23 protein-coding genes are annotated in these 26,230 nt (G+C 42.6%); 5 read left to right on the top strand and 18 right to left on the bottom strand.

Features of this window, described 5'->3' with window-relative positions:
• Positions 1–2: 2 nt before the first annotated feature.
• The gene (locus QNM16_RS15920) at positions 3–623 is read right to left on the bottom strand and encodes a LysE family translocator (RefSeq protein ID WP_284021432.1); all 621 of its coding nucleotides are present in this window, start codon (positions 621–623) and stop codon (positions 3–5) included.
• A 161-nt stretch (positions 624–784) separates the two neighbouring features.
• Between QNM16_RS15920 and QNM16_RS15925 the strand changes: the two genes are divergently transcribed.
• Positions 785–994, top strand: coding sequence for a GntR family transcriptional regulator (locus QNM16_RS15925; protein ID WP_284021433.1), 210 nt, complete (start codon positions 785–787; stop codon positions 992–994).
• 39 nt (positions 995–1,033) lie between these two features.
• Here the strand turns inward: QNM16_RS15925 and QNM16_RS15930 are convergent, their stop codons facing one another.
• Entirely contained in the window at positions 1,034–1,456 is a 423-nt protein-coding gene (locus tag QNM16_RS15930; protein ID WP_284021434.1) for a GNAT family N-acetyltransferase, read from the bottom strand.
• Between the two features lie 10 nt (positions 1,457–1,466).
• A complete protein-coding gene (locus QNM16_RS15935; protein WP_284021435.1) occupies positions 1,467–2,087 on the bottom strand; it encodes a LysE family translocator in 621 nt (206 codons plus the stop codon).
• 96 nt (positions 2,088–2,183) lie between these two features.
• On the opposite strand from QNM16_RS15935, the gene QNM16_RS15940 reads away from it, so the two are divergent.
• Positions 2,184–3,569 (top strand): aminotransferase-like domain-containing protein, encoded by a 1,386-nt coding sequence (locus tag QNM16_RS15940; protein WP_284021436.1) that lies wholly within the window; start codon positions 2,184–2,186, stop codon positions 3,567–3,569.
• Between the two features lie 34 nt (positions 3,570–3,603).
• Here QNM16_RS15940 and QNM16_RS15945 read toward each other — a convergent pair whose 3' ends face one another.
• The 7 genes from QNM16_RS15945 to QNM16_RS15975 form a co-directional block, all read right to left on the bottom strand.
• Positions 3,604–3,960, bottom strand: coding sequence for a RidA family protein (locus tag QNM16_RS15945; protein ID WP_284021437.1), 357 nt, complete (start codon positions 3,958–3,960; stop codon positions 3,604–3,606).
• Between the two features lie 237 nt (positions 3,961–4,197).
• A complete protein-coding gene (locus tag QNM16_RS15950) occupies positions 4,198–4,410 on the bottom strand; it encodes a hypothetical protein (RefSeq protein ID WP_284021438.1) in 213 nt (70 codons plus the stop codon).
• A 219-nt stretch (positions 4,411–4,629) separates the two neighbouring features.
• Positions 4,630–5,259, bottom strand: coding sequence for a hypothetical protein (locus QNM16_RS15955; RefSeq protein ID WP_284021439.1), 630 nt, complete (start codon positions 5,257–5,259; stop codon positions 4,630–4,632).
• A 161-nt stretch (positions 5,260–5,420) separates the two neighbouring features.
• Positions 5,421–7,577, bottom strand: a complete 2,157-nt coding sequence (gene pbpC, locus QNM16_RS15960) for a penicillin-binding protein 1C (protein ID WP_284021440.1) — start codon at positions 7,575–7,577, stop codon at positions 5,421–5,423.
• Between the two features lie 50 nt (positions 7,578–7,627).
• Positions 7,628–12,157, bottom strand: coding sequence for an alpha-2-macroglobulin family protein (locus QNM16_RS15965; RefSeq protein ID WP_284021441.1), 4,530 nt, complete (start codon positions 12,155–12,157; stop codon positions 7,628–7,630).
• Between the two features lie 236 nt (positions 12,158–12,393).
• A complete protein-coding gene (locus QNM16_RS15970; protein ID WP_284021442.1) occupies positions 12,394–13,266 on the bottom strand; it encodes an AraC family transcriptional regulator in 873 nt (290 codons plus the stop codon).
• A gap of 148 nt (positions 13,267–13,414) precedes the next feature.
• Positions 13,415–14,467: an alpha/beta hydrolase gene (locus QNM16_RS15975; protein WP_284021443.1), complete on the bottom strand. Its 1,053-nt coding sequence runs from the start codon at positions 14,465–14,467 to the stop codon at positions 13,415–13,417.
• A gap of 103 nt (positions 14,468–14,570) precedes the next feature.
• Here QNM16_RS15975 and QNM16_RS15980 point away from each other — a divergent pair, with 103 nt between their 5' ends.
• On the top strand, positions 14,571–15,443 hold the full coding sequence (locus QNM16_RS15980; RefSeq protein WP_284021444.1) for a LysR family transcriptional regulator: 873 nt from the start codon (positions 14,571–14,573) through the stop codon (positions 15,441–15,443).
• 4 nt (positions 15,444–15,447) lie between these two features.
• On the opposite strand, the gene yacG is transcribed toward QNM16_RS15980, so the two are convergent.
• The 7 genes from yacG to nadC all read right to left on the bottom strand — a co-directional run bounded on the left by yacG (position 15,448) and on the right by nadC (position 21,961).
• Entirely contained in the window at positions 15,448–15,687 is a 240-nt protein-coding gene (gene yacG, locus QNM16_RS15985; protein WP_063361085.1) for a DNA gyrase inhibitor YacG, read from the bottom strand.
• Between the two features lie 76 nt (positions 15,688–15,763).
• Positions 15,764–17,440 (bottom strand): type IV-A pilus assembly ATPase PilB, encoded by a 1,677-nt coding sequence (gene pilB / locus QNM16_RS15990; protein WP_284021445.1) that lies wholly within the window; start codon positions 17,438–17,440, stop codon positions 15,764–15,766.
• Positions 17,441–17,563: 123 nt separating this feature from the next.
• Entirely contained in the window at positions 17,564–18,169 is a 606-nt protein-coding gene (gene coaE, locus QNM16_RS15995) for a dephospho-CoA kinase (RefSeq protein ID WP_284021446.1), read from the bottom strand.
• 1 nt (position 18,170) lies between these two features.
• Positions 18,171–19,058 carry a prepilin peptidase gene (locus QNM16_RS16000; protein WP_284021447.1) on the bottom strand — a complete coding sequence of 296 codons (888 nt, stop codon included), beginning with the start codon at positions 19,056–19,058 and terminating at the stop codon, positions 18,171–18,173.
• A gap of 36 nt (positions 19,059–19,094) precedes the next feature.
• Entirely contained in the window at positions 19,095–20,330 is a 1,236-nt protein-coding gene (locus QNM16_RS16005) for a type II secretion system F family protein (RefSeq protein WP_284021448.1), read from the bottom strand.
• Between the two features lie 70 nt (positions 20,331–20,400).
• On the bottom strand, positions 20,401–20,874 hold the full coding sequence (locus QNM16_RS16010; RefSeq protein WP_284021449.1) for a pilin: 474 nt from the start codon (positions 20,872–20,874) through the stop codon (positions 20,401–20,403).
• Positions 20,875–21,121: 247 nt separating this feature from the next.
• Positions 21,122–21,961, bottom strand: a complete 840-nt coding sequence (nadC, locus tag QNM16_RS16015; RefSeq protein WP_284021450.1) for a carboxylating nicotinate-nucleotide diphosphorylase — start codon at positions 21,959–21,961, stop codon at positions 21,122–21,124.
• Between the two features lie 167 nt (positions 21,962–22,128).
• Here nadC and ampD point away from each other — a divergent pair, with 167 nt between their 5' ends.
• Together ampD and ampE are read left to right on the top strand one after the other, a co-directional pair.
• Positions 22,129–22,692, top strand: coding sequence for a 1,6-anhydro-N-acetylmuramyl-L-alanine amidase AmpD (gene ampD, locus QNM16_RS16020; RefSeq protein WP_284021451.1), 564 nt, complete (start codon positions 22,129–22,131; stop codon positions 22,690–22,692).
• Between the two features lie 5 nt (positions 22,693–22,697).
• Positions 22,698–23,582, top strand: coding sequence for a beta-lactamase regulator AmpE (ampE, locus tag QNM16_RS16025; protein WP_284021452.1), 885 nt, complete (start codon positions 22,698–22,700; stop codon positions 23,580–23,582).
• 17 nt (positions 23,583–23,599) lie between these two features.
• Here ampE and QNM16_RS16030 read toward each other — a convergent pair whose 3' ends face one another.
• Complete coding sequence (locus QNM16_RS16030) at positions 23,600–26,098, bottom strand: PilZ domain-containing protein (RefSeq protein WP_284021453.1); 2,499 nt, start codon at positions 26,096–26,098, stop codon at positions 23,600–23,602.
• Positions 26,099–26,230: the final 132 nt, after the last annotated feature.

A 26,230-nucleotide genomic window follows, 5' to 3' on the forward strand; every position in this document is an offset into this window, starting at 1 on the left:
TCCTATTGCGAACTGAGGTGGATAAGTGGAAGGCAAGCGAGTAACAGACTGGCCATTGCATAGTTAAAACGCTGCATATGAGCGGGGTTTTGTAATTTGTTATTGAGTACCTTGCCAAAATAGATCCAGCTTAAACCACTGCCAAAGGCCACGATGTTGAACACCACAACACCGAGTATGGCTGAGTGCCAATAATAATCTCCAGGGAGTGTTAAAGCTGTCGTCAATGATAGTAAGGTCGCTATCGATTTTGGGTTAATAAGTTGAAAGAGCGCACCTTGTATAAATGAAAGCGGTTGTGCTTGTTGTTGTTTTTGTGAAGATTTGGTGTGTTTAAATGCAATTTTATAAGCCAGATATACGATATAGCCACTCGCCAACAACTTAAAGGTAAAGTGTAACGGCGGTATGGCCAACACTAAGTGACCGAGCCCCATCAGCATCATAATGTGAATGATGGTCATTCCTGCTCGGATCCCGACAATATGAGGAAGTGTTTTTTTAATGCCAAATTTTGACCCTGAATATGTCAGTAAAATATTATTTGGCCCGGGTGTAATTGAAGCGGTGAAACTGAAGAGTATCAGCGCAGGTAACAGTGTTGATAGTTCAATCAATGGCAAAATAACCTCTCATAATTGTATTGATACAATTTTACTTTTTGTTCCATATTTAATTATTGTCATAACTACAAATAGGCATCAATTTATTTATTGTTATAGGTACAATTTGGCACCCCCGTAAAGAACAATAGCTACGCTTAGCTGCCTCGCAACCAAAATACATGGCGTTAGCTGAACTCATTGAGCGGGCGGTTGAGCATAAACAGCTGGCATATGATCAGCGTCTTCCTGCGCAAAGAGTTCTTGCAGATCTTTTGCATATCACCCATGGCACGGTGACAAGAGCTTATGATTTATTGGAGCAGGCGGATATGTGCGAGCAAAATGAGGAACAGGCACTTATGTGTCAAAGACAAATAAGCGCGTGCTGATCAACACGTATTAAAGTGAGGTGCGCTGTGCCCACCTATTTAATAGACGGTCTTGTACGCAGTAGGGATGTGGCGCTCCATTAAAAACTCGGGAGATTGCACATCATCAAACCCAAATTGTCGATAAAGCGTATGCGCATCATGCGTTACCAGTGTAAAGCGCCTAAGTCCTTGTAATTTAGGATGTGTGATCACAGCATCTAGCAGTTGCTTGCCATGCCCCATTCCTCTAAACGGTTCCAAAACGAAAACATCGAGAAGATTTGCAAATGTTGCGCAGTCTGTGACAACACGGGCAAATGCAATGAGCTGATTGTTTTGTACCAGTGCAAAACACAGCGAATTATCGATGGCTGTTTGTAACCTTTCAGCGGTTATTCCCTTACTCCAATAGCTCCGCTCTGACAAAAATGCATGAACTTGTTTGAATTGTGATTGCGAAAGTTGATTGATGAGCTGCATCTTTAAACTCCTATTGAGAATTGAAGTGGATAAGTGGAAGGCAAGCGAGTAACAAACTGGCCATTGCATAGTTAAAACGCTGCATATGAGCGGGGTTTTGTAATTTTTTACAGAGCACTTTGCCAAAATAGATCCAGCTTAAACCGCTGCCAAGAGCCACGATGTTGAATACCACAACACCGAGTATGGCTGAGTGCCAATAATAATCTCCAGGGAGTGTCAAAGCCGTTGTCAACGATAGTAAGGTCGCTATCGATTTTGGATTAATAAGCTGAAAGAGCGCACCTTGTATAAATGAAAGCGGCTGTGCTTGCTGTTGTTTTTGTGAAGGTTTAGTGTGCTTAAATGCAATTTTATAGGCCAGATATACGATATAGCTACTCGCCAACAGTTTAAAGATAAAATGTAAAGGCGGTATGGTAAGCACCAAGTGACCGAGCCCCATCAGCATCATAATGTGAATGATGGTCATCCCCGCTAGGAGCCCAACAATATGAGGGAGTGTTTTTTTAACGCCAAATTTCGACCCTGAATATGTCAGTAAAATATTATTTGGCCCAGGTGTAATTGTAGCGGTGAAACTGAAGAGTATCAGCGCAGGTAACAGTGTTGATAGTTCAACCAATGGCAAAATAACCCCCTTTAATTGTATTGATACAATTGTTGCTTTTTGTTCCGTATTTAATTATTGTCACAACTAAAAATAGGCATCAATTTATTTATTGTTATGGATACAATTTGGCACCCTAGTAAAGAGCAATACCTACGCTTAGCTGCTTCGCAACCAAAATACATGGCGTTAGCTGAACTCATTGAGCAGGCGATTGAGCATAAACAACTGGCATATGATCAGCGTCTTCCTGCGCAAAGAGTCCTTGCTGATCTTTTGCATGTCACCCATGGCACGGTGACAAGAGCTTATGATTTATTGGAGCAGCGCGGATATGTTCGAGCAAAATTAGGAGCTGGCACTTATGTGTCAAAAAATAACAGCTTGCACTACGACATGCAGATAAGCGACTTGGCAGCCAGTGTTCAGCCTTTAATGGGCCAAGAAAGCATCATAGCGAGAGCAATGCAGTCTTTGTCGCAAAGTCAAACGGAGCTTGGGGAGCTACTGTCATACAAATTGAATGGTCTGCCTAGGCATCAAAAATTTTATCGGGATTGGCTATTGCAACGCGGCTTTGCCTGTGAACAACACGAAGTTATCTTCACCCAAGGCGCGCAGCAGGGGATTTACAGCTGTTTATCAGCCTTATGTGAATCTGGGGATCTCGTCTTACATGAATCACTCACGTATCCTGGTTTTTTTAGAGCATGTAAAAGCCTAAAGTTGCAATCTCAAGGGGTGCCTGTTAATTCGCAAGGTATCGATTTGGATAGGCTTGAGTCTATTTGTCAAAGTAACATGGTTAAAGCGATTTATATTACCCCAAATTGTCAAAACCCAACTAACGTGCAATATAGTGACGAAACATTGCAAGCGATACTGGCATTGAGTCGTAAATATCATTTTTTTATTCTCGAAGATGATGTGAACTATTGCTTACCAGAAAACTGGCGCTTGCCATTGTGGCAACAAGCACCGGATCGTGTGTTCTATTTAGCTAGTTTCTCAAAATATTTTAGTGGTGGCCTGAGAACTGGTTATATGTTGGCACCTCTGCTGTGGCAACAGCAGCTCATTGCAACAGTACATGCTCAATGCTGGTCTGTATCTATGACAAACTTTGAGTTGATGATGCGCGCACTGCAAAGTAAAGAGTATCAGTATGTGCAAGTGAAATTAGAAGAAGAGATCCGTTACAGACAAACTGCACTTGAAAAGGCCCTGATCCGATATGGCTTTGAAGCGGTGTTTTTTGGCTTGAATGTGTGTTGGTATCTACCAGCACATCTGAATATGCATTATGTCGCGGCGCAGTTTAAGGCTCAGTTAGTTGAGTTGCGAACACTGGACGTGTTTGCCTCGCCGAATGAGGTGTGTGAGATAAATGGTATTCGCTTTACACTGGGTGGGCCGACGACAAGAGCCGCCTTTGATGTTGCGATAACTCGCATTGATGCTGTACTAAAAGAGCTGCTGGTTCGTAATGATGTGGTGATATAAAAAGTTAGCCGACATATCGGCTAACTCATCAAGATTAGTCTTGTTTTACGGCTGCAACAACAGAGACTTCTACTAATAATTCAGGTCTTGCCATAGCCGCTTGCACACAGGCTCTTGCTGGTGCGTGTCCCTCTGGCACCCATGCATCCCATACCTCATTCATTTGCGCAAAATATTGCATGTCGCTGATATAAACTGTGGCGCTTAAAATATGCTTTCTGTCACTGTTCGCTTCTTCAAGGAGTGCATCAACCTTGTCTAACATGGTTTGCGTTTGCTCTTTGATCCCCTGCGTTGCGTCTTTACAAACTTGGCCACACAAATAAACCGTACCATTATGTACGACAATTCGACTCATTCGTTGGTTGGTGTGCTTGCGAGTAATACTCATGTTTTTACCCTCGGTAACGGGCAGACTAGAGGCCCTAATTTACTGACTGTTGCGAGGTGGAGCTATTTAAGGTGTAAATACTTATTAGCCACCTAGCGGTTTATATGGCTATGATTATATGGTAAGTCAGAGAGTTATTTAAGCACTAGAAATTGAATATTGTTAAGAAGTGATAAAAAGAGGTGCCATCAAGACCAAACGGAGTGAGCTGTTTGGTCTCATTTAATCAATGCTTTATCAGCAGTAGCAGGTAGGGATATTGGTGGTTGCCGTTGTTTTGCATTTTGACTCATCCGTTAGACACAGATATGGACCAAATGAAAAGTCTCTGCAAAATTGATCATGTGTGTATTGATAGCCACCAGCAATCGCTGGGGTTGCCTTGGCTGGTAGTGACTTTGCATCTGCAGTTAGTGATTTGATCTTCTTTTTATTAAGCTTCAATTTCATTTTTTGACCTTTTCCTTAGTTTAAATGATTGGTTTGTCTAATATTTAGACGGTGTTAAGCTATCGTGTAAGTAATCAATTTACAATTATTTATTTCATTTTTATTACATTCTGTGAGGCTGAGACGCAGAATAAATCGTTATCTAGAAGGCGAGGATAACTAGTGTAGGAACATGATTGACCAGCTATTTTCAACTGGTCAAATGCTTTATAGACATGTTTATACAGAAATCATTAATAAGCCAATGGCACAGATAATAGTTAGGCCAATAAAAATATTGGCGAGGTTACCTGTATCAGCTATCGGTTCTGGGACAAATTCGGGTTGGGGGATGTCTTGCTGCGTCATCCGGTAGTAAAACCCTTCACCATAACGTGCTTTTAAATCTTCTCGTGTAGTCCATTCAAGTTGCTCAGTCAGAAAAACCAGCACTTCACTGGTAACCATTTCTTTGTCAATTTGGCAGGTTTTTTGATGATTCAACACTTTATCAAATACCAGTGCTGCTAGGTCATTTCTCAAAGACATAACTTCGCACGCAGGATGATCAACCAGTAATTGCCATGAAGATACTTGTGTATGCCGATGTGCATTGCCAAGCAGCTCGGTGAGTTCATCACTAAATTCGTTAAACAATGGATTGTCTAAGCTGTCATCAGATGGAGTAAAAGGCGCTACTAGGCTGTTTAAAATTGACTGGTATGCAGCATGGAGCGCAGATTCTCTCTCTGCGCGAATGTCATCTGATTCAGTACTTAAATTTTCGAGTTTTTGTTGATACGCCGCTTCAATTGCTTGTTTGTCTGAAGTTGGCGTCAATTCTAATTCATTCCAAGGATCTGTCGACACGGTTTAGCTCACCTTTTTCAATCTGTTAGTTTACGCTGTCATAATTTATGACATTAAGACTACAGTCATGAGGTGAGTGTAGCAGACTCACCTTACTTTTCTAAACTAGAGGCGATGGGTTGTGTGGTGATTTTCGGTAAATCCACAAAACAAGCGTTAAATTAAGGGTGAATATAGATGGTTTGCTTATCACATTGTGACTGCACGCAAGCAGATATTGTTGTCTCGCCTAAATATTGGTTGAGTGCGATTTCGGGTTTTTCGATGGGTTTGTGGTTAATAAACCAGCTAACCTGATCTGCATGCGTTGACGTTAATGGCAGTGCACCGATCTGCGAACGATAGTAATGCTGGCCGCTGCGCACCGATGTAATGGCAATCGTATGGTGTGAAGCTGAATCCAAATGGTGAGTGTGTTTACTGCCCATCCAATGGCTGAGCTTTTCTGGCCAGCTGAGTGTGGTCGTGAAGTCACCATAAATATCCATACTTGGGGGGGTCATTTGGTTAATTGTCATTGCTTGATGTTGTGAGTCACATTTCTCTTTTGGAATATGTGCAAGCGCTAAACCACTGGGCCAGCAAATCAGCGTGTGGGTGACAGAATCAGGTTGGACGAGCTGTTGACGGTCAGGGGGCAATAAGTCAAATGCGTCGAACATTAAAGGTGCGGCTTGTGTGGCACCCAGATAACCAAGCATCGGGCTTGCATCTGGACGACCAACCCATACCGCAACGGTAAAATCATGGCTTACGCCAACTGCCCAAAAGTCACGATAACCATAACTGGTGCCTGTTTTCCACGCTATTTTACGACGTACTGAGGGTACGACACGATCTGGCGCACTCTGTGTACTGAGCATTTGAAACGTTATCCAGCTACTTTGCGGGCTTAGTATTTGCTTGCTTGTAATTGTGCTTGGTTCATGACTGAGCACTTTTAGTGGGGCGACGCGTCCTTGACTGGCCAATGCGCGATACAGTTTTGCCAGTGTTAATAATTGTGTGCCTGTGCCGCCTAACCCAACAGATAAGTTAGCATGTTGATGGGTGAGGTGAATACCTGCACTGGCAAGGTTTTGCTCAAAGCGGGCAGGCGTAATGCGATTAAGAAGTTGAATAGCTGGCACATTTAACGATTGCTGCAATGCGCGCTGGGCACTGATTGGCCCGCTAAAAGTGCCATTTAGGTTTTGCGGCTTATAACCATCAAAATCAGCAGGTATGTCACTTAACAAGCTTTGACTATGAATAAGGCCTAAATCTAAAGCTTGAGCATAGATAAAGGGTTTCAGAGTTGACCCCGGTGAGCGCGTTGCGCGTACCATATCAACGTGCGCAAAGCGGCTCAGATCACTGAAATCGACAGAGCCTTGGTATGCGCGGATCTCAGCGCTGGGATTATGCAAAATGACCAATGCAGCAGATGCTTTGTGCGGCAAGCGTTGACTGGTTTGTTGCAGCAGCGAGGACAAACGTTTTTGCAGGGCATAGTCTATTGTGGTGTGCAGTTTGTGTGCATTTGGGTAGCGCATTTTTAAATAACGGCTTAGTAGAGGTGCAAGGACTGCTGGCCTGCTAGGTTGAAGGTTTATCTGTTCCTGTACCATTAGGCTGTGTTGCTCAGTGCTGATTAAGCCTCCTTGATAGAGGCGTGTCAGTACTTTATTGCGCATCGCGATTGCACGCACAGGATATTTATCTGGACGGTATTGTGAGGGTTTTTGCGGTAGTACAACCAACAAGGCGGCCTCATTTTTAGTGAGCAACAGTGGAGACTTGCCAAAATACTTATTGGCCGCTGCAGCAACGCCCTCGATATTGCCGCCAAATGGAGCCAAATTGAGGTAAAAAGTGAGGATTTCCTCTTTGCTGTAATGCCACTCAAGTTGTATTGCTCTGGCTATCTGGTGCAGCTTACCAGCAATGGTTCTTGAATGTGGGTCGATAAGGCGTGCAACCTGCATGGTCAACGTTGAGCCGCCAGATATCACCCGACCATATCTGACCCATTGCCCTGCTGCGCGTAATAATGAAAACGGATTGACGCCATAGTGACTATAAAACCAGCGATCTTCATAGTGTAGCAAGGCCTGTAAATAAAAAGGGTGAACCTCTTTGGGTGTGATGTGATATCTATGTACACCTTGCTTGTCGCCAAAAGAGCGCAAAGTTTGCTGATTACTCGCCGTGATGAGGGTTGCTGGACCATCAGGATAGATAGAGGGCAAGGGATTATTGGTATGCCAAACAATCGCACCCATCACAATAAGTAGGCAAGTATAAGCTGCAATGAGTAGTGTTTTTTTAAAGGTCATTTGGCATCAATAATTGGCAGTGGAGAGCGCCCATATCTGGGCGCTTGAAGTTACCTTTCGACAGTGAGTGTAGATGGAAATTGACTATAGAGCACATGTTTTTGCGGTTTATACATCGATTCCATGAAGCTGGGTGGGTTGGCATAAATGCCCGGTACTTCTGCACGCAGCAAGTAGGCAAACTGTTGCCTTGGTCTATCATCACTATACCTATGATACTGCTGGCGCGGTTTCAGGTCGGTGACAGCGACATATCTATCATGACGATATTCTTGGTGCTCAATTTGGCTCAGTACTACGCCTTCAGGGAGTAATTTTTGAATATCTAAATCTTGTAGCAAAGCTGGGTTTTCAAGTACAAATCCTGCAGGGATCCTATCTACAATCATGGCATCATGAATGCGTTCTTTACTTTCCACATCGAGTACCACTAGGACGCGATCACCTACTTTTAAAGATACTTGTTCATCAATCGGCTTGCCATCAAGCGTAAACCAGCGCCTTAAGAAATGCTTCATTTTAACGGTATTAAAAGGGTTAATTTGGTTAGCGATAGCAGGATTAAAATCTAGGTAACCGGTATGCAGCTGCTGTACATGTAATGGACTATTAGTGGTATTTTCTAACACCAGCCCTGCTGTAAGCGGGTGCGTTAATAGCCCTTGATGCTCAATTGTATTGCCATTAATCACCACGCTCAGAGGTTGTTGATTTTGCTCATCAATGGCAATGGCTGAGCGCAATAATGCCGCTTGTTCCTGTGTACTGAGCCATTGCTTATTGATGGCGAGAGTAGGTAAAGAGGTTGCCAGTGTATTTGCAATACGGCGTGCTTTGCTTTGTATACCTCTTAATTGCGCCATTTGATTCAAAGCGATAATAGCCATGGCATCGTCACGCACTTGGCTGCCATAATCGTAGATATAGTCGTCGACTCTGGCTTGCGCATCAAATTGGTTGAGTAGCGCAGATGCTTGTGCAATAGCGCCAGTATTTGCCAGTGCAGCGGCAAATTGTATCAAACTCAATTGCGATGGGAATGTGCTAATTTGCAGTGCTTCGAGGTCACTATAACTGAGCTTTCCAAGGCTACTCGATAGGTAGGCCGCATAAGTTGTCGCGGCTATGGCGGCCTCGGGTTGTGAGGTCAAAGTATTTACAAAATCGCCCCTTGCGTAGCGTAATACGCGATATTGGGCTTCTTGAAGCATGTCTCTTGGTACAATTTCTGGGTATTGTGCACTGACTTGAGTGAGAAAATCAGTGATATAAACGCTCAGCCAAGGAGATTCTTGACTGTAACTGCCCCAAGTACCAAACCCGCCGGTGGTTTTTTGCATGGTTTTTAATCGGCTCACAGCGGCACTGAGGTAGTCTTGGCTGCTGGTTAATTTGCTACTTTGTTGCAGAGCGCTTTGCTGAAATTTATCAAGTTGCGGGTTCTGTAAAATAAAAGGCCAGGCCTTACTGGTGGTTTGCTCAGCGCATCCGTATGGGTAGCTATGCAGACCTGATGCAAATTGCGCAATATTAAGAATAGGGGTATGGCTGATAAGCAGTTTGCCTTCTTTGCCGCCAATAATTTTTAGGCCATCCCAGTTGGATATGTCTGCCGTTAACGCCTCATTTGGCTGTAATTGCGTGTTTTTAGCTTGGGTTACCCAAGGCTCGATGTAGCCAACAGGCACCCGCCAACTGCGCTTTACATCCAAGTTGCCTCCAGTGACATGGAGAGTAAATGTAGCGATGCCATCTGGATTATTAGCTTGGGTAAGAATGGCAGCTGTTTTGCTCCAATGTTGCCCCTCATCTAATGTCACAGTATGTGTCGTTTGCTCTGAAATTGTCACATGATTATCAACGCTGAGAGCCACATTTAATGTTTGAGTTTGACCACTTAGGTTATGAATATCCAATGTGACGGATGACGCATCACCTGGCACCAAAAAACGTGGCACACTGAGCTCTGCCACCAGTGGCATTCGGATTATTTGATCTTGTACGAGTTGACCTACTTGGCTGTCGTTAAATGCGGTAACAATAAGTTGCGCTTGTCCGTTATAGTCTGGCAGTGTGAGTTCAACGAGGGCTTTGCCCTGTTCTAATCGCACAGGTCGTGACATTAATTGAATGGTTTTACTTTCGACCAAGTCATCGTTCCGGTTGGTATTATTTTCAATACTGTCACTGCCAAATCTGGATTGTGCAAACGGGTTAGGGCGCGGATCGTATTGTCGAGAGTAGAGATCGATAATGTCGCCACTGTAGCGGCGCTGTGCAAAAAAGTAATCAAACGGGTTTTCTGGTTTAAAGCGGCTGAGATTAATGATCCCTTTGTCAACCATAGAGACGGTTACCCAAGTTGAACCTTGATCTGTTAAACCATCTGCTGTCACTGGGATCTGTAATGTTTGCAGTGGCTCAACATGATCTGGGAGGTCGACTTTTAGCTGGATCTGACGCGCGCTTCTTTCTAGAGGAAGTGGTATCACGCCTAAATAGCGTTTAGGAGCACCTTGCTGCTGACCAAATACGGTGGCAGTGACATACAGATCATGGCGACTCGGTAGCTTGTTAAGTGGAATGGCAACTTGGTTTTGGCCTTTTTTTACAGCAAGCTTTTGTGACCAAATAACTTGATCGGACTCAAGGGTCACCATGAGCTCGCCACTGATGGGAGAGGTCATAGTCAGTGTCGCTTGCTCACCCGTGTTGTAAGCTTTTTTATTGAGAGTGAGTTGCAGGTGCTCTGGCTTAACAGCATATTGCCCATAGCCTCGATACCAGCCAGCATAGAATTCATAGTGAGTTTTACTCCCTGTGTTTAGATCTGTGGCTTCAAGGCGGTAATTTCCCCATTTAACCGGCAATTCGATGCGAGCGATATCGGCATTTAAATCAATAACACTCTGATGCTCCTGTCGCCATCTATCTTGCTTTTTGCGCTGCCATCCGATGCCTTCTTCGTACATCCAGTAGTAGTTGCCCTGATCATAATAAAGCTCTAATTTGACGCTACCAGTAGAGAGAGTTTGGCCATCTGCGGAGAGTAAAGCGATTTCAAAGCCTGCATCTGAGCTGTATTTAACGTTTTTGCTTAGCGGTTTGATCCCTGGAATTGTACTTTTTCGCCAGCTAGTGAAAGTACTTGTGCGTTGCACAGCTGCGCCACCGGCTTCTTGCAGGGCAATAAAAACTTGGGTCTTTATCGGGCTTTTAATTTGCCCCGCACGGGGTGTGCTTATTTTAACTTGTGCTTCGCCTTGCTTAGAGAGTCGTTTATTTTCGAGAGACTTATAACGACCAGATAAATAAAAATCTTGGCCGACAACAAATGCTTTGTAAGGGCCTGTATAGTGCCTTACTGGCTGATGGTTTACATCTGTTTTAAACGTATTTCCCGCAGCTGGGCTACCAAATAAGTATTTACCATTTAATGTGAGGGTATTTTCTTGGCCAGCGAAAACAAAGGGAGCTTGTTCTGTTACCTTGAGGTCCATACGTTCAGGCACGAACTCTTCCAATTGAAAGGTCATCTCAGCGATAAAATTGTGGGCGCTTGGGTCAAGTTTAACGCCAATCGTGTAACGACCTGTTGGCCAGTCATTGGCGGTTTTGAGAGACTTGCTGAAAAAGCCGGCTTCTTGAGCATGCAAAGTTTCTGTAAGTATTTGCTCTTGGCGTGAGTTTTTGACCGATAGGGTCAGTGTCTCAATATTGGTTTTATGGCCATCAAAGTCGCGCAGTAAGATGTTGATAGGCAGGCTGTCTCCAGGTCTTACGAGATCTCGATTACTATAAATAAAGGCTTCGGTTTCTTGATATAAGCGACCGCCAAGCTGATAGGCTGACAGATCAAGTGGCACTTCTTTAAGTGGTAAAATGGCCAAATGGGGAGTGCTGTCGTCTCCTTCTAATTCCGCAACAACTATGTCGTTTTGCGCTAAGGAGACTGTAAAGTCAATGTTGCCTTGTGCATTTGTTGTACCCTGTCGTATGAGCTCGTGTTTACGATAAATACTGACTTTGGCACCTTTCGCGCTGCGGCCATTTGCTAAATAATTGACGCTGAATGTGGCATGATGCTTTTGTACTCTTGCTTGAATGCCTAGCTCTGTTAGGAGCATATGCTTTGCTTGCAAGTCACCAAATTGACCAGCTGCTTTGAGTGTCACAATATACCATCCCGATGGTAAATTTTTTGGAATAGGCAATTTCGCTGAGTGTATTTTATCTTCTTGCCCTGCAGGTAAGGTATAGCGGTCAGCAAAGACACTTTCGTAACTATAACTCAATCTATCTAATGAACTTGGATAGATTTTATCGTTTAAATAGTAACCTTGTAAGAAATCATGGGCACTGGTGATATGTAAAATTTCAATATCGACTTCACGGGTATTTTTGTAACTAATGGGGAGCGCTTGTGTGCTACTTTTTGGTACCAATGGTCCCGAACCGACAATTGCAATTTGAGGTGTTTGCCGCTTTTTAGACTCGGCTATCGCGGCGTGATGCCAGCCAATAGTGACAAATAATAAAGAGATGATTAACCAGCTGGTATACACACTCCCTGCGTTCATGATTTTCCCCTAACAATACTGATATTAAATAAGTTTACGCAACTTACATGAATATAGCGTGATTATCATATTAATATCGTATACGAGTAAAGGATTAGTACAAAGTTATCAGTGATTTAGTGATTTTTAGCGCGAAATTTATACTGTATAGCGAAAATACTGGTGCCCGTGCGTCTAAATCATAAAAAAGGATGTATATCAGCCACAGGTATAGGTGGCTGATATGAAAATATGTTTTATGCGACTAAAAAATTAATGCGAGTAAGTAACTCTTGCGGTGCGGTGTCTTTTAAATCGTTTAAATACTCTTCAAATGGCGGGAAATTAGCAAGCTCAAATTCGCTCTGGGGAAGCCATTGGCCGTATAGCCAGTTGTAAGGTTTTTCCAGTTCTGTGTAATCACCTTTAAATAGAATGCTGACTGTTTTTCCTGCAGGGATAGTCAGGCGTTCAAAATCATGCTGCTCTGGCAGCTTATTTTTATCGACTGCTATACAGGCCATAGATTTGAGATTGGCATGGGGCACTGACTCAGGATCATCAAAGTAAATGCCAAAAAAGCGCGTATCTTGGTCAATTAAATTTGCTTTTGCAGCCATAACCGATAGCTTTTCGAATGCTTGGCCAATTTGCATGTAATCACCGTGATGATTTAAGCCAATTAATTCAATAGATTCAATGTTTTGTTGTTCAACTGTATACATGGGGTGATACTCCTTCGAAGACGTTGGGTACAACGCAGTGACCTCAAGCGTGGCATAAGCACGTCGCTGGCGATATTGATTCGGTGTTTCGCCATAATGCTTGGTGAAGGCTCGGTTAAATGCCTCAACGCTGCCATAGCAAACTTGCTTAGCGATTTGCTGTTGATTTAAGTCGCTGCGAACTAGATAAGTTGCCGCCTTCAACATACGCATTCTTCTCACTGTGACATTGATAGTCTCTCCCGCATATTCACGATAAATACGATGAAAGTGATAAGCAGACATACAGGCGATATCTGCCAATGTATTCACATCAAGTTCTGAACCTGCATGCTCGTATAGATAGTCGATAACTCGGAGCATTCGGTCTTCGTAGTAATGTTGTGTACTTAACTTGTGTTTCATCTATCGCTACTCGTTACGGTTAAGTGTTGCAATGCGTCTAGTTGATTTTGACGACATGGCTAAAGTAGCGCAAGCTGGATTGATAATGTTTGCGAATTTTGGCGATGAGGAAAAATAGGGGCCCGACATGGGAACCCCTCAGGAAGGATTACAAACGTGTATTGAAAAACGGCAGCATATGGTGCTCTAAACGCTCAAGTGCTTTATTACTGTGGCCACCCGGGAACACTTCAAAGTGAATGGGCACCTTGTTAGCCTCTGCTTTTTCTTTGAGTGCAAGGACACCTTCAGTGATCCAGATATAATCATCTTTGTTACCCACATCGATACGTACAGAGCTGAGCTGCTCAACAACAGAAGGGGTTGAATATAGTTCTACCAGCTCTCCAAACCCTTTGTACCACAGCGGTTTTTGAGATGCGTCAACGCTGTAATGCACACCAAAAGGCTGTCCTGAATGACCAGCAAAGGCGCCTGCATAAGCCATTAAGTATGCGCTGTAGCTATTTTCTTGACCATTGTTCCAAATTTCACGACCTTGGAAAGAGGCGAATTCAGCTTTCATAACTGCTTTAGGATCTTTTGTTGTCGCGAGCTTTTGCTTAAATGCTTGGTAGCGCTTAATCGCTGCCTCTGAAGTTAGATATGATTTAGCCATGCCTTTTTCATCAAACATGCCAGGGCTTAATGCGTATACATGTGAGAATAAGTCAGGGTGTTTTGCTGCAAATCGAAGCGCACCCGTACCGCCCATTGAAAACCCAGCGATCCCGCGATGTTTAGCTTGGGCTTTAGTGCGATAGGTACGATCTACCCAAGGTAATACTTCTTTGATGACGTAGTCGCTAAAATTACCATGGACTTCTGAATTGACGTAAAAGCTGCCTCTGAGCGGTGTGTTGCCTTCCAACATAACAATGATCATCTCTATGTTTTGGCCATTTTTTTTATGGTTTTCTAGCATGGGTTCAATACGCGCACTGTATTTTACTGGCCAACTATAGGCGCCTAATAAATATAAGACAGGGTAGCGTTTGTCGCTCTCGTGGTAGCCATCAGGCAAATAGATATGAATATCACGGGTACTTTTGGTGCCAATTAAGCTGTTTTCCAATGCTTTTGAGTGAAAAGGTACGTTGATGATTTCGGCTTTAAGTGTACTACTGGTAAATATAAGCAGTAAAAATATTAGTGTTTTCATTGTTATGACTCCTGCTGATAAAGCTTGCAGTTAAGTTACAATGTGCCTAAATTAATAACAAATATAAAAATAGATTGATTTATATGTAATGAATATAAATTGGATGGATATAAAAAAGCTTCACTATGTGGTGACCGTGGCGCAGGAACTTAGTTTTAGTCGAGCAGCATTGAAATTGCATATGTCTCAGCCACCTTTGAGTCAACAGATCCGCCAAATAGAAAGTCATTTAGGCATGGCTTTATTTGAGCGCTCAACCCGTTCGGTGAGCTTGACGCCTTTTGGGGTGACATTTGTTAAAAAAGCCCAGCGTGTATTAGCTGCGCATGCAGAACTCGGTGAGTGCGTGCAAAGCTTTCAAACGGGTAAGCAGCAGCCGATTAAGCTAGGCTGTATTGGTTTAGCATTTGAAGCGCTGGTGGCAAGTAAGATGACTGTGTTATCTGACCAATCTCCTAAATTAAATTTGGCATTGGAAGAAGGGACAAGTGCAGAATTGGTAGCACGATGTCAATCTGGACAATTACATGGGGCGATTATTCGCTTGTTTGACCCAGAATTACCTGCAAATGATATTCACTATTTATGCAGTGAGAAATATGTCTTTGCCTGTCCCAAGCAGTGGCAGCTAAACCTGACAAAGACATCGATAAAAACCTTTAGCGGCAAGCCATTTATTCACTACCCGAAGGCATTACAGCCTAAATTATATGAGACGATAGCAGCGGCGTTCACTCAGGCAAAGGCGACAATGAATGTTGTACAAGAAGTCAAAACCAAGTCAACGACTCTGTCTTTGGTGGCGGCGGGGATGGGGTTTGCGATTGTGCCTCAATCTATGCAGGGCAAATATGCATCTCAGGTTGATTTTATTGAGATAACTGAGCACTTGCCGAGTGTGGACTACTTTCTCTATTGCCAAGATTGGCAAGTGCATGAGCGAATGACATGTTTATATGAGCTGCTCAGGGCTTAATGCACTATTTAAAAAAGTCATCTTCGTTTTTCGCGAGCATTGCCTCAATGTCTTCAATGAGCGCTTGTGGGTCAGGCTGGGCAAGATCTGTACTTTGCACGGGACTAGAAATTTTATTGTTTTCTTCAGACCACTCACCTAAGTCGATAAGTTGACAGCGCTTAGAGCAAAATGGACGGTGCGGGCTTTGTGCCGACCAGATCACCTCTTTTTGACATGTTGGGCATTGGACAGCTGTTGGCATAATAGATACTCATGGTGTGATAGACCAGTATAGTTTACTGCTTTGCAGCAAACTATACTAGTGAGTCTGAACGTAATTAATAGTTTGTTACGCGGTTGATTTCAGCTAAAGAAGTCACGCCGGATGCCGCTTTTTTCAAACCAGATTTACGTAGATTATCAAAACCTAATTTATCCGCGAGTGCAGCAATTTCCAAAGAGTTCGCCCCCTCCATTATTTTATGCGACATTTCAGGAGTAATTTTTACCACTTCATATACCCCGACACGGCCTTTATATCCGTCGGTGCAGTGGTCGCAGCCTTTTGGTGCATATAGAGTAAGGTCTTTAACTTGTTCTTCAGTAAAGCCTTGTTTGAGTAACTCTTCTTTTGGTAACTCTTCCGGTTCCTTGCACTTTGGACAAAGGCGTCTTGCTAGACGCTGAGCGATAATTAAGCTTACAGAACTTGCCACGTTATAGGCTGGTACACCCATATTGAGCAATCGTGTGAGTGTTTCTGGCGCTGAGTTGGTGTGCAGAGTACTCATTACTAAGTGACCTGTTTGGGCTGCTTTGATAGAGATCTCAGCCGTTTCTAGATCTCGGATCTCACCTACCATGACCACGTCAGGATCTTGTCGTAAAAATGCTTTAAGCGCGTTAGCAAAAGTCATATCGGCTTTTGTATTGATCTGAACTTGGTTGATCCCTTCAAGGTTAATTTCAACCGGATCTTCCGCGGTACTGATATTGCGCTCGGGCTTATTTAAAATATTGAGGCCAGTATAAAGAGATACGGTTTTACCTGAACCTGTGGGGCCGGTAACTAAGATCATGCCTTGAGGCTGCTCAAGGGCGTTTAAATACAAGTCTTTTTGTTCAGGTTCATAACCCAGTACATCTATTCCCAATTTAGCAGCAGAGGAGTCGAGTATCCGCATTACGATTTTTTCACCCCACATGGTGGGAAGAGTACTGACACGAAAATCGATGCTTTTGCGCTCGGATATTTTGAGCTTAATACGACCATCTTGCGGCTTTCGTTTCTCAGCGATATCTAGGTGAGACATAACTTTGATACGGGCTGATAAACGACTTGCTAAGGTATTAGGAGGACTTGCCATTTCATGCAAAATACCATCGATTCGAAAGCGCACTCGGTATTTTTTCTCATAGGGCTCAAAGTGCAAATCTGAAGCGCCCTTTTTAATCGCATCCATGAGAATTTTATTGATGTAGACAATAATCGGCGCATCGTCTTTTTCTTCATCTTGCTGCTGTGACGGCGTCTCATCTTCTACATCTAAACTAGCAAACTCTTTAAATTCGTCTTCACTGAGTGACAGACCTGAGCTGGAGTCAAAGAGTTGATCTATTTTCTGTTCTAAAAGTTTGTGATCAACAACCACGATTTCGCATTGTAACCCGGTACTGAACTCGAAGTTTTCAAATGCGCCATAGTCGGTTGGATCTGAGGTTGCGATAAACAGTTTGCGATCTTTTTTGACTAAAGGAAGAAGGTAGTGTTGCCTGATTAACTTTTCTTTGATCAGATCTTTGGGTACATTTTCTACATCAAAACCATTGAGATCAAAATATGGCACGCGGAACAAATCAAGGCATTGTTCAGCTAATTCCTGCCCAGACATGCCGCTACATAAGCAAATTAGCTCAGCAGTGGTCGTTGCCTCGGATTGCTTCGCCTTTATCTGATCTGGCGTAATTCTACCTAAGGTAATGAATTTTCTCAGTAATGGAGAGTGATGTTCCATAATGTCCTTTAATACTTCAACAGCTTACACAAATGTAGCAAATAATCAGCAACTGCGCCCTCACAAAGCGAGCGCAATTATAATCATTCTAGAGAATGATATAAAATTCAACAAATAAAGTGTTTAATTGGTTTTAGATGCAGCTAAAAAAGTTTGATGCAAGTTATCTAGTTCGATTTGAACTTCAGTTAATGGTCGGTTGTTATCGATAATATAATCAGCTCTAAGGCACTTATCTTCCCGGCTCATTTGTGCGGCAATGATATTTTTGACTTGCTCTTGCGAGACCTTATCTCTAGCGCTAGTACGTGCAATTTGAACGTCGTTAGGTACATCAATCAATAATGTTTTATTGCATAGTTTTTCTAACCCATTCTCAAACAATAAGGGAGCGCATAAAATGCAATAAGGACTTGCTGCGTTTGCCAACTCTGAGAGCATCTGTGCTCTAATAAGAGGGTGTAATAACTCGTTGAGCCAGGTTTTTTCAGTTTCATCATTAAAAATGATATCGCGAAGTTTGGCTCTATTCAGTTTACCATCCGGTGATAAAATACTGGGGCCAAATCGCTCTACAATGCTGTTTAATCCAGTCGTCCCTGGCATCACGACTTCTCTTGCTACAATATCGGCATCAACAACATCAATGCCTAAACTTTCAAAATGGCGTGTCGCAGCAGTTTTTCCGGCACCGATGCCACCGGTGAGACCTAATATCCAAGATGACATGTTATACCCCTAGTAAATTCAAGTACCAACTTTTTAACGATTCACCATAAAAGAGGCATAACCAGCCTGCAATGGCTAAATAAGGTCCAAATGGAATAGGGGTGGCTTTGTCTTTGCCTTGCACACTTAATTGAACGCTGCCTATAACAGCACCGACGACACTAGAAAGCAAAATAATGGTAATAATTGCTTCCCAGCCAAGTAACGCACCAAAAATGGCCAACAGCTTGAAATCACCGTAGCCCATGCCCTCTTTGCCGGTGAGTAATTTAAATAACCAGTAAACACTCCACAAACTGAGATACCCAAGAGTTGCGCCCCACAAAGCGTCGACTGGGGCTATGGTATAACCTAGTGCTGCACTTAATAAAGCGAGCCATAACATGGGTTGGGTGATTTGGTCAGGGAGCAACATTTTATCAATATCAATGAAGATTAGCGCAATCAGGCCCCAAGTTATAAGGATGTATAACAGCGATAGAGAAGTGGCACCAAAATGCCAAGCGACCCACAGTGAAGATATGGCGGTCAGCATTTCAATACTCGGGTATCTCGCTGAAATCGGTGTATCGCAATATGCACAGCGACCTTTTAAAAATAACCAGCTCAGCACTGGAATATTATGCTGTACTTTAATTTGCGTGTTGCAGCTGGGGCAGGTCGACCTTGGGGTGATTAAATTAAATGGTTTAGAGTCGTCTTGCGCACTTTTATTGGGCTCTTGTTGTCCAAGAATTACCTTACACTCGGTTTTCCACTCGGTTTCCATTATTACAGGAAGGCGATAAATAACGACATTTAAAAAGCTGCCAATACAGGTGCTTACTAAGCCCACTGACAACAAAAAAAACCAAGGTTGTTGCTGCATTAAATGCCAGACATCTTGCATAGTAATACTCTTATTATTATTAAACAGTGAGTTTGATTAGATAACGCTACCTAATTGGAATATGGGTAGGTACATGGCGATAATTAAGCCGCCAACTAAAACGCCTAGTATGGCCATTATAAGAGGCTCAAGCAAGGTAGATAAGCCATCAACAGCATCATCTACTTCTTGTTCGTAAATACTGGCCACTTTGCCAAGCATACTATCAAGCGCACCTGATTCTTCACCAATGGCTACCATTTGCACTACCATATCTGGGAATATTTTAGAGTTACGCATCGCCCAATTCATTTGGTTGCCTGAACTGACTTCGCCTTTAATGTCTAAAATTGCGTTTTTATATATCACATTACCAGCGGCACCTGCAGCCGAATCAAGTGCATCAACAAGCGGCACACCTGCTGCAAAGGTAGTTGATAGTGTACGTGCATATCGGGCTACCGCGGCCTTTCTTAAGATTTCTCCAATCACTGGGAGTCTTAAAATCATACGGTCGTTGGCATGTTTTACGTTTTGATTGCGAATGAGCATCTCTTTATACAGATATCCACCACCGCCAATGGCGAGTAACATGATCCACCAATACTCTTGCATAAATTCGGAAATACTGATCACCATACGAGTAAAAGCGGGGAGCTCTGCGCCAAAACCGTTGAAGATGTCTTCAAACTGAGGCACTACAAAAATGAGTAGGATAGAGGTGACAATTAATGCCACGGTTATAACCGCGATAGGGTAAAACATGGCTTTTTTTATTTTTGATTTTAAGGCTTCTGCTTTTTCTTTATACAGAGCGACGCGGTCAAAAATGCGGTCAAGGGCCCCAGATTGCTCACCTGATTGGATTAAATCACAATATAATTCGTCAAAATAACGGGGGTGGGCACGCAAGCTTTTTGCTAAAGGTTGACCGGCTTTGACTTCATCAGCAATAGAGCCGACGAGCTTACTGACGCTTTTATTTTTTGCACCAGAGGCAATCATATCAAGCGACTGTACCAAAGACACACCAGCTGTCAACATTGTGGCGATTTGCCGAGTAACAATCGAGATATCTTTTGGGGTAATTTTTTGTACGCTTTTCATGCCAAACAAGGGCTTTGGCTTGCGTTTTACTTTGGACGGAGTAATACCTTGTTTACGCAACTGTGCTTTAACTAGGGCAACGCTAGTTCCGGTCATCTCACCTTCGAGCTTTTTACCTCGAGCACTAACACCCACCCAGACAAAGGTATCTATTTTCGCTGCATTATCTTTAGAGGAGAGAGCCATAAAACCTGTTCACAAAAAAGAAGTAAAGGGCTAACATTAATGTTAACCCTACAAAAATTAAAGCTTTCTATTAGTTGGTTTTACTTGCACTACATGTCGCTGGGAACCAATTTGAATTCACAGCATCGCCAGTGTACGTCGCCGCACATGACCAAGAGTGAATCGAGAATGCGCCACCAGTAAAGCTTGTTGCTTCTGCTGCAGTATTAGCTGCTGTATTTGGTGTTAATGTTAGTGTGATAGCCACTAAGTCACTGTCGCCCGCAATGGTAATTTTACCTGCAGCATCTACTGCGACTGATTTAACATATTGACTTGCTGTTGCGGTGCCTACGTCGTCACAAGTTGTCGGAGCAACTTTAAGTTGTGCTCTTTCTTCAATACACGCTTTTGGCATGGTCGAAGCCGCTAGCATTTCAGTAACTTTTGCGCGATTAACATAGTCTGTGTAAGCAGGCAGGGCTACAGCTGCTAAAATACCGATGATTGCAATTACAATCATTAATTCTATGAGGGTAAAACCACCCTGTCGTTGTTGCGTCATGATGTGTCTCCTAAGGGATGTTAGACCCGGTGGCCGTGTTTACTTACACCAGGATTTTTAAATCAGTTTAATGGCATTGGCTGATTCTAAATTAAAATAAAAGCCATATTCAGTATGTAACTTTTTTAATTATAAAGAATTAATCTAAATCATTAATTTAATTCTTTTTTATTAAAAATGCTTTGTAAACAAATGTCAATATTAAAATAACACATTTAGTTACATTTAAATTACATGCTCGATTATATTATTCAAAGCGCATCGATAAATCGATGCTGTGCACATGCTTAGTAAGCGCACCACTTGAAATATAATCGACGCCTGCTTGTGCATACTGCGCCAAAATATCTAATGTCATATTACCCGACACTTCTAGCTTTGCTCTACCTGAGGTTAGTCTAACGGCGTTTTGAATGTCCTCAACGGTAAAATTATCCAGCATAATGATGTCACTGCCTGCATTGAGTGCTTGTTCAAGCTCATTTAGGTTTTCCACTTCTACTTCTACTGGCTTATCTGGGTGGGTGCTTTTAGCCTGCTCGACAGCTTTATCAATGCCACCGCATGCAGCTATGTGATTTTCTTTAATTAAAAACGCATCGAATAAACCGATACGATGGTTTTTACCACCGCCACATGTAACAGCATACTTTTGTAATGCTCTTAAACCAGGAATGGTTTTTCTTGTGTCTAGTAGCTGCGTACGACTTCCGTCAAGAGCTTTTACATAGTGCGCTGTAGTTGTCGCGGTGCCCGATAGGGTTTGTACAAAGTTCAAAGCTGTACGCTCTGCGGTCAAAATAGCGCGAGCAGACCCTACTGCGGTAAAAATTCGTGAATTGGCCTTAAGAGTATCACCATCATTGGCGAGCACAGTCACCTCAACGCTAGGATCTACCTGTTTAAAGACTTCTAATATGAGGTCTTTACCACAAAATACACAGTCTTCTCTGGTAATCACATAAGCATTAGCTTGCTGTTGTTCAGGAATTAATGCTGCGGTGATATCACCTTGTTCAGCGGTTTGATGGTTAAGGTCTTCATCGAGTGCACTTTTAACAAGTTGCGAAATAAGTTCTGATTGCATAGGTAGATCATCATTGTTTTTACTACCTTAAATTCTACTTTGATTAACGCAATGAAACAATTTTCTTTAACAAAAGTCTGTATACTTTTGCAAAATAAATTTGCCATAGTGCTTGGAAGAAATTCTTGTTATGGTAGATACGATGCAATTTAAAATTAATTTTTTATATGGAAAATCAACACCAATGGCTTAATTATGCCAACCAGAGACCTTCACCGCATTACGATGAGCGACCCGTTAACTGTGATGTTGATTTATTAGTCATTCATAATATTTCCTTACCAGCAGGTCATTTTGGCACTTCTTTCGTTGATGATTTGTTTATGGGGAGTATTAATTGTCACGCGCACGAAAGTTTTGCGTCTTTAGAAGGGGTTCGTGTTTCAGCGCATTGCTTTATTCGCAGAGACGGAACGGTAACTCAATATGTGCCATTTACCAAAAGAGCATGGCATGCGGGGGTGTCGAGTTTTGATGGGCGCCAAAGGTGTAATGATTTTAGTATTGGGATTGAGTTAGAAGGGACAGATAGCACTCCTTATACCCAAGCACAATATGATGCATTGGTGAAAGTAAGCCAATCTATCATGACGCAATTTCCAAAGATAACGCCTCAGCGCATTGTCGGACACTGTGATATTGCCCCGACACGCAAAACTGATCCCGGTGAGGCGTTTGATTGGCAGTACTATTTAAATTTATTACAACGTGAATTAAGAGTAATAGAGTAAAAATCATGATATTAATTTCGATATTAGTGGCATTGATCGTTGAGCGTCTGGGGGCTAAGTCAACTCGGTGGCAAATTGACTATTATTTAGCTCAGTATCAAACATTGAGCTATCAAAAAGGTGCAGGTACTTGGTTATTTAAATCCAGTATTGGCGCGGTACTGTGGCTGATGTTACCAGCACTGTTAGTCGCATTTATATATAGTTTGTCTGATTTTGTTTTATGGCAGTTGGCACTCAATGTTATGGTCTTATTGGTGTGTTTTGGCTGCGCAAAATACCGTAAATCATATAAAGGGTATCTTAATGCTCTTGCTCGAGATGATAATGAAGCGGCAACCCTGTATGCCTTGCAAATGGGACAGACTAGAACAGAAGATGAACCCAATGGGGAAACGTTTGGCCAGACATTGGCATGGATTAACTTTACGCACTATTGTGCAGTGATGTTTTGGTTTGTGCTGCTTGGTGCACCTGGCGCAATTATGTACGCGGTTACCCGTGCGGTCGTTGAGGTGCTAAGAGATGAAGTCAACGGTGAGCCTACAGACAGTGACAAAAGGTGCATCGAGCTGATGTCACCCCATTCACAGCGTTTTTCTTTGTTATTTCATTGTTTTAATTGGCTACCAGCTCGCCTTGCTGGGTTTGGTTATCTGATTATTGGTAACTTTTCTAAGGGTACGGGAAGCTGGCTTAAATATTTGTTAGATTTTAAAACTTGTAACCGGCAAGTAGTCACTGAAACGGCGTTAGCGGCTGAGCAGATTGAACAGCAGTACTTCGGATGCACTTATGAAGCAGCTTGTATGATGCGATTAGTAAAACGAAATGTACTGTTTTATTTGTTTTTAGTCGCTGCATTGACCTTATTCGCTGGACTTAATTAATTTTGAGACTTGGCTGATTAAAAGTGTTTAGTCAGCCATTCTTTTTTGCGTTGCTGCATTCTTTCAATGAGATGTGGTTCCAAGTCTAATACTGGCATCATCACGTCTGTCACATCGATGACATCACACACGCCATTCACTGACCACAGTGCTTCTTCCAGCCCTTTGGCTTTATGGAGAGCATAGTGACTAACATAGCGCAGTTCATTGGCTAAATGATCCATATCAGGTCTACCGGTCTTGGAGACATACAGGTGGCAAATAAACAACATGCCATTTTTAAGTGCTTTTTTTGCAAATAAAAACAGTTGTTCAATTGGTTCTCCAAAAGGAATACATTGAGATTTAACCCCATGATTTGGCTCATTGATTTGCTTTTCATCAAAATGAATGAAAAGGGTAAATCTGAGTGGTTTATCTTGGCGTGACTTTTCTCTTAAAAGCTCACTTAGAGGATCTGCTACATAACTACTAGGGAACAGCTTATCTGGGAAGAGGAGTTCCTGACCGTTGTGGTGTACTAAGTGAGGAAGCAAGATATTGTGCAATGGTGACGGGTATAAGCCGTGTCCCACAGCGCCAATTTCCATGTGAGATGACTTTTTGTGCAAATACAAGGGAAGTTGGCATATGCTTTTTGTAACCATATTCCTCAAAGCCGTAGAAAGTCCGGGTATTTTTGGGGCCTCTTCGCTTGGCTGCAGTTTATCTTTGTTGTTTTCAATTAATGCAGTGAAAAACTCCATGGCGGTGTGCGCGACCCCCGCGACCTGCTTTACTTTGAGGTTAATGATGGTATTGGACTTACTGACTGCCATAATTTCATATCTCAAACCAGACAATGCGTGTTGTTTGGTGATTTTTTGCAGATCAGGTAAGTCCAGCGTAACAAGATCGCCCTTTGTCACGTCAACGGCTTGTTCGATTTCAATTTGTAGCCCCATGACGGAAAAATCTCTGGTATTCCCGCTTACGGAGAGTGTCTCTGAGAGGTGTAAGGTGACACCTGTGCGGTATAAAAATCGTTTGTGTGATCTCAGGTTTACGTATTCTAAAGCGACTTTTTCTAGATGAGGTGGGTTTTTCGATTTGCCATGGCCAAACTCTTTTAAGCGATTAATGCTCTCTTGAGAATAGGATAACTTATTGCAATGTGATTTGTGTTCAGCAGTGGTAATTTCTGTGAGTAGCATCAAATGGTGCACAGGCTGAATCATACCTTGAGCGCGAGGGGGCGGGCGCTTGTTGAGCTTCTCAACGTTTTTCCCTGCACTTTTTGGCAAAGATAATGGAATAAATGCATCTTCATGGTGGCTGGGCATGAGCTGCACTTTAAATACACGCCAACTTTCTTTTTCGCTGCCAAACCCCAAGAACAAGTTTTTCAGTTCTGGTTGCTGCTCTAACTCCCAGTCAAATGCCGAATAAAAGTATATTTTACCGCTATTTGAATGGGTAAATGTATAACAGTAAGCCTCTTTCACAGGTGCCGATTGTAGTAGCATCTTTTGTAGGCGTTTATTATTAAATACACTATATAAGCAAGAGGTTTTGCGTTCGTCCTCAAAGTAATAGTTAATAAACGCATTGTTTTCGTTGGTGAGGGTCATGCTGGGTAACAGCATATTATTGATACGACTAAAAAAGACAAACAGCGAGCTTACTCTGGGTAAGTAATATTGCTCATAACCTTTGCACACCACCGCGTCCATGGTATTGTCTAAATTAATTTTGTAGCGTCGTTTGTTACCGTGAATAAAGCTTTCTAAAAACTCATCAAACCCAGAGTTATTTTCGACGAAAGTTCGCTTTAAACGAACGTAATTGTAATCCGCATTAGACTCTTCTACTGCGACGACCTCATATTGAATGCCTTCTTTCAAGCCTAGTTCGAAATCTTGTTCTAACCCAACTAGACGAAGCGTAATTACATTTTTAGCCTGTACATGATAATTTTTTCCCAGCTTTATTTTGGCACCACTTAACGAAATATCTGAAGTACTTGCGGGGATAGTCGTGCCGCTTTTCAACTCAACCGTGATTTTGATTGAGTAGTTCATGCGCTCTTCTATGCGACTTTCATAAGATGCGAAGCGGATCAACTGTGCTTCATGCTCAAAAACGATCTCAGGCTTTACATCCTCTTGGTCCTGCGCATTCTTTTGCATGACTTTGTAATTGTTGTCAGTATGCATGACGGCTTCATATACTGCCATTGTATAGCCCCCATGCTGGGCAACTTCTCGTTCAAATACGCTGATCGCTAGGTCGTCCATGAAGTGCTGTTTGCCGTCATGTTCGTAGGGCTTAACATCTCCTGATACTTGCCCACGTAAATCAATAAAGCGTGCAACGGGCTGTGAGAGACGCGTCATCTCCATTTTTAGTAAAAATTGATCTGGTTTGCTCAGATGTGATGTTTTTTGTTTGAAGATAAAATCAAAATTTGGATCGCCTAAATCTCCTTTTAGGTCATTAATAAGGTCTTGATGTAGTTCTAGTTTATCTTCACTCATAGCCGTTCGCAGTTTGTCCGTAGACAGTGTCTCTTTGTTATTATTTCAGCCTTCGCCAATTTTATGTCAGTATAGCTACATTCTTAACTTATAAGCTTAACTGGGTTTTCCATTTAAGCAATAACTATGCCT

The organism is Pseudoalteromonas umbrosa (assembly GCF_030125375.1).
Taxonomy (GTDB): Bacteria; Pseudomonadota; Gammaproteobacteria; order Enterobacterales; family Alteromonadaceae; genus Pseudoalteromonas; species Pseudoalteromonas umbrosa.

Bases quoted from the DNA above. Each gene is read 5' to 3' on its own strand.
- QNM16_RS15925 (WP_284021433.1), top strand. From the start codon at position 785: ATGGCGTTAGCTGAACTCATTGAGCGGGCGGTTGAGCATAAACAGCTG.
- QNM16_RS15930 (WP_284021434.1), bottom strand. From the start codon at position 1,456: ATGCAGCTCATCAATCAACTTTCGCAATCACAATTCAAACAAGTTCAT.
- QNM16_RS15940 (WP_284021436.1), top strand. From the start codon at position 2,184: ATGGATACAATTTGGCACCCTAGTAAAGAGCAATACCTACGCTTAGCT.
- QNM16_RS15945 (WP_284021437.1), bottom strand. From the start codon at position 3,960: ATGAGTATTACTCGCAAGCACACCAACCAACGAATGAGTCGAATTGTC.
- QNM16_RS15950 (WP_284021438.1), bottom strand. From the start codon at position 4,410: ATGAAATTGAAGCTTAATAAAAAGAAGATCAAATCACTAACTGCAGAT.
- pbpC (WP_284021440.1), bottom strand. From the start codon at position 7,577: ATGACCTTTAAAAAAACACTACTCATTGCAGCTTATACTTGCCTACTT.
- QNM16_RS15965 (WP_284021441.1), bottom strand. From the start codon at position 12,157: ATGAACGCAGGGAGTGTGTATACCAGCTGGTTAATCATCTCTTTATTA.
- QNM16_RS15970 (WP_284021442.1), bottom strand. From the start codon at position 13,266: ATGAAACACAAGTTAAGTACACAACATTACTACGAAGACCGAATGCTC.
- QNM16_RS15975 (WP_284021443.1), bottom strand. From the start codon at position 14,467: ATGAAAACACTAATATTTTTACTGCTTATATTTACCAGTAGTACACTT.
- QNM16_RS15980 (WP_284021444.1), top strand. From the start codon at position 14,571: ATGGATATAAAAAAGCTTCACTATGTGGTGACCGTGGCGCAGGAACTT.
- yacG (WP_063361085.1), bottom strand. From the start codon at position 15,687: ATGCCAACAGCTGTCCAATGCCCAACATGTCAAAAAGAGGTGATCTGG.
- pilB (WP_284021445.1), bottom strand. From the start codon at position 17,440: ATGGAACATCACTCTCCATTACTGAGAAAATTCATTACCTTAGGTAGA.
- coaE (WP_284021446.1), bottom strand. From the start codon at position 18,169: ATGTCATCTTGGATATTAGGTCTCACCGGTGGCATCGGTGCCGGAAAA.
- QNM16_RS16000 (WP_284021447.1), bottom strand. From the start codon at position 19,058: ATGCAAGATGTCTGGCATTTAATGCAGCAACAACCTTGGTTTTTTTTG.
- QNM16_RS16005 (WP_284021448.1), bottom strand. From the start codon at position 20,330: ATGGCTCTCTCCTCTAAAGATAATGCAGCGAAAATAGATACCTTTGTC.
- QNM16_RS16010 (WP_284021449.1), bottom strand. From the start codon at position 20,874: ATGACGCAACAACGACAGGGTGGTTTTACCCTCATAGAATTAATGATT.
- nadC (WP_284021450.1), bottom strand. From the start codon at position 21,961: ATGCAATCAGAACTTATTTCGCAACTTGTTAAAAGTGCACTCGATGAA.
- ampD (WP_284021451.1), top strand. From the start codon at position 22,129: ATGGAAAATCAACACCAATGGCTTAATTATGCCAACCAGAGACCTTCA.
- ampE (WP_284021452.1), top strand. From the start codon at position 22,698: ATGATATTAATTTCGATATTAGTGGCATTGATCGTTGAGCGTCTGGGG.
- QNM16_RS16030 (WP_284021453.1), bottom strand. From the start codon at position 26,098: ATGAGTGAAGATAAACTAGAACTACATCAAGACCTTATTAATGACCTA.